The organism is Streptomyces sp. Ag82_O1-12, from assembly GCF_900182715.1.
GTDB classification, from domain to species: Bacteria; Actinomycetota; Actinomycetes; order Streptomycetales; family Streptomycetaceae; genus Streptomyces; species Streptomyces massasporeus.
In genome coordinates this window covers 4,420,006-4,432,193 of sequence record NZ_FXUW01000001.1, presented here as the reverse complement: position 1 = coordinate 4,432,193, position 12,188 = coordinate 4,420,006, and the positions used below count along the sequence as shown (strand labels likewise).

At 71.4% G+C, this 12,188-nt stretch carries 12 protein-coding genes; 5 read left to right on the top strand and 7 right to left on the bottom strand.

Translation table 11 applies throughout. The features are described from left to right. Positions 1 to 6: 6 nt before the first annotated feature. Complete coding sequence (locus QOL88_RS20340) at positions 7 to 399, bottom strand: cupin domain-containing protein (protein ID WP_097218040.1); 393 nt, start codon at positions 397 to 399, stop codon at positions 7 to 9. 52 nt (positions 400 to 451) lie between these two features. On the opposite strand from QOL88_RS20340, the gene QOL88_RS20335 reads away from it, so the two are divergent. Then, positions 452 to 1,456 carry a GlxA family transcriptional regulator gene (locus QOL88_RS20335; RefSeq protein WP_097218038.1) on the top strand — a complete coding sequence of 335 codons (1,005 nt, stop codon included), beginning with the start codon at positions 452 to 454 and terminating at the stop codon, positions 1,454 to 1,456. Beyond that, positions 1,453 to 1,944: an LURP-one-related/scramblase family protein gene (locus QOL88_RS20330; protein WP_097218036.1), complete on the top strand. Its 492-nt coding sequence runs from the start codon at positions 1,453 to 1,455 to the stop codon at positions 1,942 to 1,944. The genes QOL88_RS20335 and QOL88_RS20330 overlap by 4 nt, the downstream gene beginning before the upstream one ends. 10 nt (positions 1,945 to 1,954) lie before the next feature. Here QOL88_RS20330 and QOL88_RS20325 read toward each other — a convergent pair whose 3' ends face one another. Beyond that, the gene (locus QOL88_RS20325) at positions 1,955 to 2,752 is read right to left on the bottom strand and encodes a carbon-nitrogen family hydrolase (protein WP_097218034.1); all 798 of its coding nucleotides are present in this window, start codon (positions 2,750 to 2,752) and stop codon (positions 1,955 to 1,957) included. Between the two features lie 182 nt (positions 2,753 to 2,934). Between QOL88_RS20325 and QOL88_RS20320 the strand changes: the two genes are divergently transcribed. Together QOL88_RS20320 and QOL88_RS20315 are read left to right on the top strand one after the other, a co-directional pair. Further along, positions 2,935 to 3,759 carry a maleylpyruvate isomerase family mycothiol-dependent enzyme gene (locus QOL88_RS20320; protein WP_097218033.1) on the top strand — a complete coding sequence of 275 codons (825 nt, stop codon included), beginning with the start codon at positions 2,935 to 2,937 and terminating at the stop codon, positions 3,757 to 3,759. Between the two features lie 319 nt (positions 3,760 to 4,078). Beyond that, on the top strand, positions 4,079 to 4,813 hold the full coding sequence (locus tag QOL88_RS20315; protein ID WP_097218031.1) for an SAM-dependent methyltransferase: 735 nt from the start codon (positions 4,079 to 4,081) through the stop codon (positions 4,811 to 4,813). 6 nt (positions 4,814 to 4,819) lie between these two features. Here the strand turns inward: QOL88_RS20315 and QOL88_RS20310 are convergent, their stop codons facing one another. Then, positions 4,820 to 6,115 (bottom strand): MFS transporter, encoded by a 1,296-nt coding sequence (locus tag QOL88_RS20310; protein WP_097218029.1) that lies wholly within the window; start codon positions 6,113 to 6,115, stop codon positions 4,820 to 4,822. Further along, positions 6,112 to 6,762 (bottom strand): GntR family transcriptional regulator, encoded by a 651-nt coding sequence (locus QOL88_RS20305; protein WP_097218027.1) that lies wholly within the window; start codon positions 6,760 to 6,762, stop codon positions 6,112 to 6,114. Before QOL88_RS20305 ends, QOL88_RS20310 begins: the two co-directional genes overlap by 4 nt. A 208-nt stretch (positions 6,763 to 6,970) precedes the next feature. On the opposite strand from QOL88_RS20305, the gene QOL88_RS20300 reads away from it, so the two are divergent. After that, a complete protein-coding gene (locus tag QOL88_RS20300) occupies positions 6,971 to 7,870 on the top strand; it encodes a D-alanyl-D-alanine carboxypeptidase family protein (protein WP_097218025.1) in 900 nt (299 codons plus the stop codon). Positions 7,871 to 8,282: 412 nt separating this feature from the next. Here the strand turns inward: QOL88_RS20300 and QOL88_RS20295 are convergent, their stop codons facing one another. Genes QOL88_RS20295 through pdhA form a run of 3 tightly spaced genes read right to left on the bottom strand, consistent with a single transcriptional unit; the run spans position 8,283 to position 11,899 of the window. Then, the gene (locus QOL88_RS20295; RefSeq protein WP_097218024.1) at positions 8,283 to 9,719 is read right to left on the bottom strand and encodes a dihydrolipoamide acetyltransferase family protein; all 1,437 of its coding nucleotides are present in this window, start codon (positions 9,717 to 9,719) and stop codon (positions 8,283 to 8,285) included. A gap of 10 nt (positions 9,720 to 9,729) precedes the next feature. Further along, positions 9,730 to 10,707, bottom strand: coding sequence for an alpha-ketoacid dehydrogenase subunit beta (locus QOL88_RS20290; protein ID WP_031109371.1), 978 nt, complete (start codon positions 10,705 to 10,707; stop codon positions 9,730 to 9,732). Between the two features lies 1 nt (position 10,708). Next, entirely contained in the window at positions 10,709 to 11,899 is a 1,191-nt protein-coding gene (gene pdhA, locus QOL88_RS20285) for a pyruvate dehydrogenase (acetyl-transferring) E1 component subunit alpha (protein WP_097218022.1), read from the bottom strand. Between the last annotated feature and the right edge of the window lie 289 nt (positions 11,900 to 12,188).

The following is a 12,188-nucleotide window of genomic DNA, read 5'->3' as shown; positions in this document are numbered from 1 at the left end:
CGCAACTCAGGCCAGTGCATGCCCCGTTGTGACATCCACGATGTCCGGGATCTCGTCGTGGCGGTCGCCGACCGTCAGGGTGCCGGTCGGTTCGAACATGAGGATCGCGGTGGGGACCGGGGCGTACGGCTTGTGTTCGGTGCCCTGGGGGACCGTGAAGACGCTGTTCTTCGGCAGGACGACCGTGCGTTCGCCGGCCGGCTCGCGCAGGGCGATGTGCAGTTCGCCGTCGAGCACGAGGAAGAACTCGTCGGTGTGGTCGTGGACGTGCCAGACGTGTTCGCCCTCGACCTTCGCCACGCGGACGTCGTAGTCGTTGACGGCGGTGACGATTCGGGGGCTCCACTGCTCGGAGAAGGAGGCCAGGGCGTGAGCGAGGGAGACGGGTTCCTGGGTCATGAAGGGATCCTGCGGGGTGCCGTACGTCGTCCGCGAGTGCTAGGAATCGCACATGTCGCAAGGATCCTCGCAGACGCAGCCTCCGCACCGGGTCGCCGTGATCATCGACGAGGGCACCAACCCCTTCGAGGTCGGCGTGGCCACCGAGCTCTTCGGGCTGCCGCGACCCGAGCTGGGTCTGCCGGGGCCGTTGTACGAGGTGACGTTGTGCGCGCCCACCCCGGAGATCCGGATGAACCACGGCTTCTTCACGCTCACCGGCGTCCGGGGCCTGGACACGGTGGACCGCGCGGACACGCTGGTCGTGCCTGGTCGGCCGGACAACGTCGTACCGCGCGGCCCCGACGTGCTCGACGCGATCCGGCGCGCCCACGCGCGCGGCACCCGGGTCGTGAGCTTCTGCACCGGCACCTTCGCTCTCGCCGAGGCCGGGCTGCTGGACGGGAGGCGGGCATCGACGCACTGGCGCTGGGCGGACTCGTTCCGCCGGCTGCACCCGAAGGTACTGCTGGAGCCGGACGTGCTGTTCGTGGACGAGGGCGACATCCTCACGGCCGCCGGCAGCGCGGCGGCGCTCGATCTCGGGCTCTACATCTGGCGGCGTGATCACGGCGCGGAGATCGCCAACCACGTCTCCCGTCGGCTGGTGTTCGCCGCGCACCGGGACGGCGGGCAGCGGCAGTTCGTGGAGCGGCCGGTGCCGGAGGTCCGGGACGAGTCGCTGGCCCCGCTGCTGGCGTGGGCGCAGGAGCGGCTGGGCGAGCCGCTGACGGTGTCGGAACTGGCCGCACGCGCGCGTGTCAGCCCCGCCACGTTGCATCGCCGCTTCCGCGGCCAGCTGGGGACGACCCCGCTCGCGTGGCTCACGGGGGAGCGCGTGGCGCTGGCCTGCCGACTGATCGAGCGGGGCGAGGAGCGGCTGGACGTGGTGGCGGCCCGGAGCGGGCTCGGTACGGCCGCCAACCTGCGCACGCGCCTGCGGCGGGCGACGGGGCTCAGCCCGTCGGCCTATCGGCGGCGTTTCGGGAGCGGCGGCGGGGAAGCCCTGGTCTCATGAGATTCCTCGTGTACGACCGGCTCCTCGGCTTCGGTGACGACTACTGGATCGAGGACGACCGCGGCAGCAAGGTGTTCCTCGTCGACGGCAAGGCCCTGCGGCTGCGGGACACCTGGGAGCTGAAGGACACCCAGGGGCGCGTCCTCGTCGACATCCACCAGAAGATGCTCGCCCTGCGCGACACCATGGTGCTCCAGCGGAGCGGTGAGCCGCTGGCGACGATCCGCCGCAAGCGGCTGTCCCTGCTGCGCAACCACTACCGGGTGTCCCTGGCCGACGGCAATGAGCTGGACGTCAGCGGCAAGATCCTCGACCGGGAGTTCGCCGTCGAGTACGACGGGGAGCTGCTGGCGGTGATCTCCCGGCGGTTGCTGACCCTGCGGGACACCTACGGTGTGGACGTCGTCCGCGAGGACGCGGATCCGGCGCTGCTGATCGCGGTGGCCGTGTGTGTGATCCACCTGGCGGAGAAGGAACGGGAGGACTGAGAAGCGCCGGTCAGGGCCTGCGCGGCGGCTGGAGGCCCAGCACCCGGTCCTTCAGCGCCGGGAACTGCTCCCGGGTCGCCGCGACCTTCCCCGGGTCGAACTCCACCGTGAGGACCTCCTCGCCGGCACCGGCCTGCGCCAGCACCTCGCCCCACGGGTCGACCACGATCGAGTGACCGGCCTGGGGAACTCCGGCGTGGGTCCCGGCCGTTGCGCAGGCGAGGAGGAACGACTGGTTCTCCACCGCCCGTGCCTGAGCCAACAGCGTCCAGTGGGACCGGCGGCGCTCCGGCCAGCCCGCCGACACCACGAGCGTCTCGGCACCGGCGTCGACGAGACCGCGGTAGAGCTCGGGGAAGCGGAGGTCGTAGCAGGTGGACAGGCCCAGGGTCGTCTCGGGCAGACGCACCGTCACCAGTTCCGCGCCCGCGCCCATCAGCACGGCCTCGCCCTTGTCGAAGCCGAAGCGGTGGATCTTGCGGTAGGCGGCCGCCAGATCGCCGGAGGAGGAGAAGACGAGGGAGGTGTTGTAGAGCGGTCCGTCGGGGTCCCGCTCCGGGATGGAACCGGCGTGCAGCCACACGCCCGCGTCGCTCGCGGCCTTCGCCATCGCCTCGTACGTCGGCCCCTCGAGCGGCTCGGCCTCGCGCCCGAACTCCTCGTAGGCGAAGGCACCCGTGGTCCACAGCTCCGGCAGGACGACGAGGTCGGCCCCGGCCTGCTCACGGACCAACGCCGCCACGCGTCGGCGGCGCGCTTCGACCGATTCGTCCTCGTTTACGGCGATCTGGATCACAGAGGCGCGCACACTACCACCGTCCTGGCATTCGAGCCGTCCACTCGGGCCTACGATCGTCACACGAAAGCACTGCCGGGGTGCCTCACAGCAGCGTAACTTAGCTCGCAAGACGCCCGCCGACAGCCGCCACCTCCCACTGGCAACGCCGCCACCACCTGCCCGTGCAACGAACCGCCGAGGGGTCCCGTTCCGTGAGTCTGCATCCCACCCTCCAGCCCTACGCCGACGCCTGGACCCACTCCATCGAAGCGATATCCGAGCTGCTCCAGTCGCTCCCGGAGGCCGAGTGGAACCGGCGGACGCCGTGCCCGGGGTGGTCGGTGCGGGACGTGGTCTCCCATGTCATCGGCCTGGACTGCGAGATGCTCGGCGACCCGCGGCCCATCCACAGCCTCCCGCGCGACCTCTTCCACGTCACCAACGAGCACCAGCGCTACATGGAGATGCAGGTCGACGTCCGCCGCCACCACACGGCGCCGGAGATGACCTCCGAGCTCGAGTACGTGATCATCCGCCGCAACCGGCAGCTGCGGAACGAGTCGCGCGACCCGGGCACGAAGGTACGGGGGCCGCTCGGCAGCGAGCTCACCCTGGAGGAGTCGATGCGGCGGCACGCGTTCGACGTGTGGGTGCACGAGCAGGACCTGCGCACGGCCCTCGGCCGGCCCGGCAACCTCGACTCCCCCGGCGCACTGGTCGCCCGTGACGTGCTGCTCGGTGAACTCCCCGGCGTGGTCGCCGAGGACGCGCAGGCGCCGCGCAGTTCGGCGATCGTCTTCGACGTGCACGGGCCCGTGGAGTTCCTGCGCACGATCCGCGTCGACATCCAGGGCCGCGGCACCCTGGAAACGGCTCCGGCCCTCGGTCCCGCCGCGACCCTCACGCTCGACTGGGAGACGTACGTCCGCCTGGCCTGCGGCCGCGTGAGCGCGGAGTCGGTGTCCGACCGGCTGAAGACGGAGGGCGACCCGGAACTGACGGCGGCGATCCTGAACCACTTCACGGTGACGCAGTAGGGACGACCCGGCCAATCCGGGGCCTGCGCAGCCGCCCAGCCGTGGGTACGCGCGGCCGCCCAGCCGCGGGCACGCCCAGCCGCCCCAGCCGCCCCAGCCGCCCCAGCCGCCCCAGCAGCGAGCATGCGCGCCACCCAGCCGCGGGCACGCCCAGCCGCCCAGCCCCCGCATGCGTGCCGCCAGAGGCGTCGCCCGCCCGTCCCAAAAAGAGCGGCACCCCCGCGACGCCGGGCCGCGGACCCACCCGGCCCCGGCACGAGCGCCGAGCACCGGAAAACCCCGTGCCGCTGCCCCACAACCCCCCGTAGCGTCCCCCGACATGACCCCACCCCACCGCACCCGCCTCACCTTCCACGGCCCGCTCTCCGAGACCCGCGCGGACGCCGTCGTGCGACGGCTCACCCGCCACCACCCCACCACGGTCCTGGACATCGGCTGCGGCTCGGGCGAGCTGATGCTCCGCGTCCTGGCCGCCGCGCCGGAGGCGACCGGCACCGGCATCGACCTGGACACCGACGACCTGGCCCGAGGACGCGAGGCCGCCGCTGACCGCGGACTGGCGTCCCGGGCCCGCTTCCTTCAGGAGTCCGCCACCGGAACCACCCGCGGCCCCGCCGACCTCGTGCTGTGCGTGGGGTCGAGCCAGGCCCTCGGCGACCGTCTCCCCGAGGCGCTCGGGGAACTCCGCCGTCTGGTCACCGACCACGGCCGCGTCCTGCTGGGCGAGGGCTTCTGGCAGCGCACCCCGGCCCCTGACGAGCTGTCCCGCATGTGGCCGGACGCGGCCGTCACCGACCACCACGACCTCGCGACGCTCATCGACCTGGCGATCGGGGCCGGGTTCCGGCCGGAGTGGACGGAGACCGCGAGCCTCGACGAGTGGGAGGAGTTCGAGTCGGGGTACCTCGCGGACACCGAGGTGTGGCTCGCCGAGAACCCCCGTCACCCCCTGGCGGAGGAGACGCGGCAGCGCGTCGACCGGCACCGCGCCCGGTGGCTCGCCTACCGCGGCGTCCTCGGCCTCGCGTACCTCACCCTCGTACCGACCGCCTGACGGACCTCACGCGGGCACGTGCACCGTCTCCACCCGGCTGGCCACCAGCCGCTCCCGTTCCCGCCGTGCCGCCTGCCCGCGCAGCCGCAGGATCTGGGAGACGCCGACCGCCTGGAGGACGAACACCACCGAGAAGGCCAGGGAGTAGTCGTCGCCGGTGGCGTCCAGGAGCACACCGATCGCGAACAGCGTGGTCATGGAGGCGACGAAGCCGCCCATGTTGGTGATGCCGGAGGCGGTGCCCTGCCGTTCGGGCGGGTTGGCCGGGCGGGCGAAGTCGAAGCCGATCATCGACGCGGGCCCGCAGGCCCCGAGCACCGTGCACAGCACGATCAGCAGCCACATCGGGGCGTGCGGGCCCGGGTAGGCGAGCGTCGCCGCCCAGAGGACCGCCGTCGTGCCGACCGTGCCGAGGGCGAGCGGCAGCCGCGCGCCGTGGTGCCGGGCGACGATCTGGCCGTAGACCATGCCGACCACCATGTTCGACAGGACGACGAGGGTGAGGAGTTCACCGGCCACCGCACGGGACAGCCCCTGTGCCTCGACGAGGAACGGCAGGCCCCACAGCAGCAGGAACACCATCGCCGGGAACTGGGTGGTGAAGTGCACCCAGAGGCCGAGCCGGGTGCCGGGCTCCCGCCAGGAGGCGGCGATCTGCCGTCGTACGTAGGCCGCGCCCTGGTGCGGGAGGGGCTCGGGCTCGTGGCCCTCGGGGTGGTCCTTGAGGAACAGCAGCACCAGGACGAGCACCACGGCACCGGCCGCCGCGCTGCCGGCGAACGCCGCCGTCCAGCCGATGCCGTGCAGCAGCCGGGCCAGGACGAGCGTGGAGACCAGGTTGCCCGCCATGCCGACCAGTCCCGCGAACTGGGCGACCAGCGGACCGCGGCGGGCCGGGAACCAGCGGCTGCCGAGGCGCAGCACGCTGATGAACGTGAGCGCGTCACCGCAGCCGAGCAGCGCCCGGGAGGCGAGGGCGGTGCCGTACGAGGGGGAGAAGGCGAAGCCCAGCTGCCCGGCCGTGAACAGGACCGCGCCGAGCGCCAGCACCTTCTTGGTGCCGAGCCGGTCGACCAGCAGGCCGACGGGGATCTGCATGCCCGCGTAGACCAGCAGTTGGAGGATGGAGAAGGTGGAGAGGGCGGAGGCGTTCACGTGGAAGCGGTCGGCGGCGTCGAGGCCGGCCACGCCCAGGGACGTGCGGAAGATGACCGCGACGAAGTAGACGGAGACGCCCGTGCCCCAGACGGCCAGGGCGCGGCGGCCGCCGGGCGGATCGCCGGGTATCGCGACGGAGCTCATCGGACCTCCCCCCGGGCCAGGTGCGAGAACCAGCCGATGTGCCGGTGGACGAGGCCGACGGCCGTCTCCGCGTCGTTGGAACGCAGCGCTTCGAGGATCTCCTCGTGTTCGGCGAGGGTCTTGGCGATGCGGTCCGGATGGGAGTGCATGACGGCGACGCCCATCCGCAACTGGCGGTCGCGCAGCTGGTCGTAGAGGCGGGAGAGGATCTCGTTGCCGCCGCTGCGGACGATCTCGGCGTGGAAGCAGCGGTCGGTGACGGCGGCTCCGGCGAGGTCCCCGGCGGCGGCCTGCTTCTTCTGCCGGGCCAGCAGTTCCTCCAGGCGCTCGATGAGCCCGGCGGGCGCGGGTACGGCCTTGCGCGCCGCGTGCTCCTCGACGAGCAGCCGTGTCTCGACGACGTCGGCGATCTCCTGCGCGGAGACGGGCAGGACGAGGGCGCCCTTCTTCGGGTAGAGCCGGATCAGCCCTTCGACCTCCAGCCGGAGCAGCGCCTCGCGGACCGGTGTGCGGGAGACGCCCACGGCTTCGGCGAGCTCGCCCTCGGTGAGGAGGGTGCCGCCCTCGTAGCGGCGCTCCAGGACGCCCTGTTTGACATGGGCGTAGACGCGATCGGCGGCGGGCGGTTGCTTCACGGCCAAGGTCATGCGGACAGCATAGATACAACAGGTACGCATGAAGAGATACGTCCAGTATGCGGACTTGTATGTCACACATCTGTGGCAAAGCGGGGGTCCGGCTCGGCAACAGCACAACCACGTGTGCTAGTTACAAGTCAGACACGTGCGGCCCCTTTCCCCTTGTCCTCAACTCGGCCGCACCGTTGGGGCATTCGACGCAATCGGGGTACTTCACTTGATAACCGGCATTAAGGGCACTCGTCTCCGCAGAGCCGCGGCCGTCGCCGTCACCACCGGCGCCATGCTCGCGACCGGTGCCCTCACCGTCGCGCCGGCGCAGGCCGCCTCGGCGCCCTCCATCGCCGCCAAGGGCGGCTACGTGATGAACAACGCGACCGGCAAGTCGCTCTACACCAAGGCGGCCGACACCCGCCGCTCGACCGGTTCGACCACCAAGATCATGACCGCGCTGGTGGTGCTGAAGCAGTCGAACCTGAACATGGACAGCAAGGTCACGATCCAGAAGGCGTACAGCGACTACATCGTCGACAACAACTACGCGTCCAACGCGAAGCTGATCGTCGGCGACAAGGTCACCGTCCGCCAGCTGCTGTACGGGCTGATGCTGCCGTCCGGCTGCGACGCCGCGTACGCGCTCGCCGACAAGTTCGGCTCGGGCTCGACGCGTGCGGCGCGCGTGAAGTCGTTCATCGGCAAGATGAACACCACCGCCAAGAGCCTGGGTCTGAAGAACACCCACTTCGACTCGTTCGACGGCATCGGTCACGGCGCCAACTACTCGACGCCGCGCGACCTGACGAAGCTCGCCAGCGCCGCGATGAAGAACTCCTCGTTCCGCACGGTCGTCAAGACGAAGAAGTACACGGCGAAGACGACCACCAAGTCCGGCGGCACGCGGACGATGGCGCCGTGGGAGAACACCAACCCGCTGCTCAGCAGCTACAGCGGCGCGATCGGTGTGAAGACCGGCTCCGGCCCGGAGGCGAAGTACTGCCTGGTCTTCGCCGCCACCCGCAGCGGCAAGACGGTCATCGGCACGGTGCTCGCCTCGACCGGCCTGGACGCCCGCAAGTCGGACGCCACGAAGCTGCTCAACTACGGCTTCAGCAGGTAGAACGCGAGCAGCACGACGAAGGGGGCTCCGCCGCGCACCGCGACGGAGCCCCCTTCGTCGTACGGCGGTACGGCGATACGGCGGTACGGCGGTCGGCGGTCGGCAGTCGGCAGTCGGCGGTCGGCGGTCGGCGGTCGGCAGTCGGCGGTCGGCGGTCGGCGGTCGCCCGATGGTCATACAGCGCTCACGCGGCGGTGCGCCGACGGCGCTCCAGGGCCCGGCCCGCCTTGTACCGCCCGCCCGACAGCACGTTCACCGGGGAGCCCCCACCCGCGCCCGGCTCCAGCTGCCGGCCGCGGATCCGCGCCGCGCCCCGGACCGGCCGTGTGCTCCTCGCACCACCGGCGCTCAACCCCGCGGGCAGACGCCGGCGGCCCCCCGCCCGCAGGAGCAGGGGGCCGCCGCAGTCGGCTCACGCCCAGGTGATCAGGCGCTTCGGCTGCTCCAGGATCGCCGCCACGTCGGCCAGCACCTTCGAGCCCAGCTCGCCGTCGACCAGGCGGTGGTCGAACGACAGCGCCAGGGTGGTGACCTGACGGGGCTTCACCTTGCCCTTGTGGACCCAGGGCTGCGGCTTGATCGCGCCGACCGCGAGGATCGCGGACTCGCCCGGGTTGAGGATCGGGGTGCCCGTGTCGACGCCGAAGACGCCGACGTTGGTGATCGTCACCGTGCCGCCCTGCATCGCCGCCGGGGACGTCTTGCCGTCCCTGGCCGTCGACACCAGCTCGCCCAGCGACTCGGCCAGCTGCGGCAGCGTCTGGGCGTGCGCGTCCTTGATGTTCGGCACGATCAGACCGCGCGGGGTCGCGGCCGCGATGCCCAGGTTCACGTAGTGCTTGACCACGATCTCCTGAGCGGCCTCGTCCCAGGACGCGTTGACGTCCGGGTTGCGGCGGATCGCGACCAGCAGCGCCTTGGCGATCAGCAGCAGCGGGTTCACACGCAGGCCCGCGAACTCCTTGTCCGCCTTCAGCTCCTCGACCAGCTTCATCGTGCGCGTGACGTCGACCGTCACGAACTCGGTGACATGCGGCGCGGTGAACGCCGAGCCGACCATCGCCGCCGCCGTCGCCTTGCGGACACCCTTGACCGGGATGCGGGTCTCGCGCGCGGTGTCGTAGGACGCCGGGGCCGCGACCGGGGCGGACGCGACCGACGGCTCGGGGGCCGCCGGGACGGCGGCGGCGACCGCCGCGTGCACGTCCTCGCGGGTGATGATGCCGTCCGGGCCGGTCGGGACGACCGTCGTCAGATCGACGCCCAGGTCCTTGGCCAACTTGCGGACGGGGGGCTTGGCCAGCGGGCGGTCCGGGCCGGCCGGGGCGGCCTGAGCCGCGGCGGGGGCGGGCTCCGGGGCCGTCGGGGCGTGGCCGTTCAGCTCCGTCTGGATCGCCGTCGAGGCCTGCTGGACCGGGACCTCCGGGCCCTTGCGGGGGCGACGGCGGGTGGACGAGGTCGCCACCCCGTAGCCCACCAGGACCGGCTGGCGGCCCGAGCCCGCGGCCTTCGGCTCCTCGGCGGGCGCGGCCGCCGCGGGCTGCTCGGCGGCGGGCTGCTCGGCGGCGGGCGCGGGTGCGGCGCTGCCGCCGCCCACGTCCACCGAGATGATCGCCGTGCCCACGTCGACCGTGGTGCCCTCGGGGAAGTGCAGGTCCCGGACCACGCCGTCGTACGGGATGGGCAGCTCGACGGCCGCCTTCGCCGTCTCGACCTCGCAGACCACCTGGCCGTCGGTGACCGTGTCACCGGGCTGGACGTACCACTTGAGGATCTCGGCCTCGGTGAGTCCCTCGCCCACGTCGGGCATCTTGAACTCGCGCACGGACGCTTCCGTCATCGTCGTCACGACCCTCTCCTCAGTACGCCAGCGAGCGGTCGACGGCGTCCAGTACCCGGTCCAGGTTCGGCAGGTACTCCTCCTCCAGGCGGGCCGGCGGGTACGGCGCGTGGTAACCGCCGACCCTGAGCACCGGGGCCTCCAGGTGGTAGAAGCTGCGCTCCGTGATCCGCGCGGCGATCTCCGCGCCCGACCCGAAGAACACCGGGGCCTCGTGGACGACGACCAGGCGGCGCGTCTTCTCCACCGAGGCCTGGATCGAGTCGAAGTCGATCGGGGAGACCGAGCGCAGGTCCAGCACCTCCAGGTTCTTGCCCTCCTCGGCGGCCGCGTCGGCCACCTCCTGGCAGAGCTTCACCATCGGGCCGTAGGCGGCCAGGGTCAGGTCGGTGCCTTCGCGGACCACCTGGGCCTTGTGCAGCGGGCCCGGGATCGCCTCCGCGTTGACCTCGCCCTTGTCCCAGTAGCGGCGCTTGGGCTCGAAGAAGATCACCGGGTCGTCGCTCTGGATGGCCTGCTGCATCATCCAGTACGCGTCCGACGCGTTCGACGGGCTGACCACCTTCAGGCCCGCCACGTGCGCGAAGAGCGACTCGGGGGACTCCGAGTGGTGCTCGACCGCGCCGATGCCGCCGCCGTAGGGGATGCGCACGACGACCGGGAGCTTGACCTTGCCCAGCGAGCGGGCGTGCATCTTCGCGAGCTGCGTGACGATCTGGTCGTACGCCGGGAAGACGAAGCCGTCGAACTGGATCTCCACCACCGGGCGGTAGCCGCGCAGGGCCAGGCCGATCGCCGTGCCGACGATGCCCGACTCGGCCAGCGGGGTGTCGATGACGCGGCTCTCGCCGAAGTCCTTCTGAAGGCCGTCCGTCACCCGGAAGACGCCGCCGAGCTTGCCGACGTCCTCGCCCATGATCAGGACCTTGGGGTCGGACTCCAGGGCGCGGCGCAGCGACTCGTTGATCGCCTTGGCCAGTGCCATCTTGTCGGCCATCTCAGTTACCCCCCTCATCGGCGAACGACGCCTGGTACGCGGCGAACTGGGCGCGCTCCTCGTCGACGAGCGCGTGCCCGTCCGCGTAGGCGTTCTCGAAGATCGCGAAGTGGTCCGGGTCCGGCATGGCACGGACCGCCTCGCGCACTCGTTTGCCCAACGCCTCGGACTCGGCCTCCAGTTCCGCGAAGAATCCCTCGTCCGCGTGGTTTGAGGCCTCCAGGTACCGGCGCAGGCGCAGGATCGGGTCCTTGGCCTCCCAGGCCTGGCGCTCCTCGTCGCCCCGGTAGCGGGTCGGGTCGTCGGAGGTGGTGTGGGCGCCCATGCGGTAGGTGAACGCCTCGACGAGGGTCGGGCCCTCGCCGGTGCGGGCCCGCTCCAGGGCCCAGCGGGTGACCGCGAGGACGCCGAGCACGTCGTTGCCGTCCACCCGGACGCCCGGGAAGCCGAAGCCCTGGGCGCGCTGGTAGATCGGCACGCGGGACTGCTTCTCGGTCGGCTCGGAGATGGCCCACTGGTTGTTCTGGCAGAAGAACACGACCGGGGCGTTGTAGACCGCGGAGAAGGTGAAGGACTCGGCCACGTCGCCCTGGCTGGAGGCGCCGTCGCCGAAGTACGCGATCACCGCGCTGTCGGCGCCGTCCTTGGCGACGCCCATCGCGTAGCCGGTGGCGTGCAGCGTCTGGGAGCCGATGACGATCGTGTACAGCTGGAAGTTGTTGCTGTTGGGGTCCCAGCCGCCGTTGTTCACACCGCGGAACATTCCCAGCAGGTTGGCCGGGTCGACGCCGCGGCACCAGGCCACGCCGTGCTCGCGGTAGGTCGGGAAGACGTAGTCGTCCTCCCGGGTGGCCCGGCCCGACCCGATCTGGGCGGCCTCCTGGCCGAGCAGCGACGCCCACAGGCCCAGCTCGCCCTGGCGCTGCAGGGAGGTGGCCTCGGCGTCGAAGCGACGGGTGAGCACCATGTCGCGGTAGAGGCCGCGGAGCTCTTCCGGGGTGATGCCGGCGACGTACTTGTCGTACTCGGCGTTCTTGACGCGCTTGCCCTCGGGCGTCAGCAACTGCACGAGCTGGGGCTCGGCGCCGGCGTCCTTCTTGGCGGTCGTGCGGGTGCGCTTGGTGCCGGTGGTGCCGGCCTTGCTTCCGGCGCTGCGTCGCGGTGTGCGCGCGGCAGTGCTCTCCACGGTCACGTGTGCTCCTCCGTCGGTCCGGGCCACGGGGTTGCCGGTAGGCCTGGGGGTCCCCCCTGCTCTTTTGAGCTTGAGGGAGCGGCTCACCTGTTCTCGACCACCGGGACACGGGGTGGGTGCCACTCGGCCGGGAACAGGCGTGACAGGTGCCCCGGCGAGCGCCCTGCAGAAAGCACGTTACCCAGTGCGCCACATTTCTGTGAAACCCCCTCTGACCTGCGATTTTGCTTGGATATCCAAGTAAATCGGGAAGGCGTGGAAGGGGCCCTGGTCACAGCCTTGCAGGAGG

What these genes read in the sequence shown, in the direction of transcription:
- QOL88_RS20305 (WP_097218027.1), bottom strand. Translation starts at nt 6,762, where the DNA reads ATGACCTTGGCCGTGAAGCAACCGCCCGCCGCCGATCGCGTCTACGCC.
- QOL88_RS20310 (WP_097218029.1), bottom strand. Translation starts at nt 6,115, where the DNA reads ATGAGCTCCGTCGCGATACCCGGCGATCCGCCCGGCGGCCGCCGCGCC.
- QOL88_RS20340 (WP_097218040.1), bottom strand. Translation starts at nt 399, where the DNA reads ATGACCCAGGAACCCGTCTCCCTCGCTCACGCCCTGGCCTCCTTCTCC.
- QOL88_RS20315 (WP_097218031.1), top strand. Translation starts at nt 4,079, where the DNA reads ATGACCCCACCCCACCGCACCCGCCTCACCTTCCACGGCCCGCTCTCC.
- QOL88_RS20330 (WP_097218036.1), top strand. Translation starts at nt 1,453, where the DNA reads ATGAGATTCCTCGTGTACGACCGGCTCCTCGGCTTCGGTGACGACTAC.
- QOL88_RS20335 (WP_097218038.1), top strand. Translation starts at nt 452, where the DNA reads ATGTCGCAAGGATCCTCGCAGACGCAGCCTCCGCACCGGGTCGCCGTG.
- QOL88_RS20290 (WP_031109371.1), bottom strand. Translation starts at nt 10,707, where the DNA reads ATGGCCGACAAGATGGCACTGGCCAAGGCGATCAACGAGTCGCTGCGC.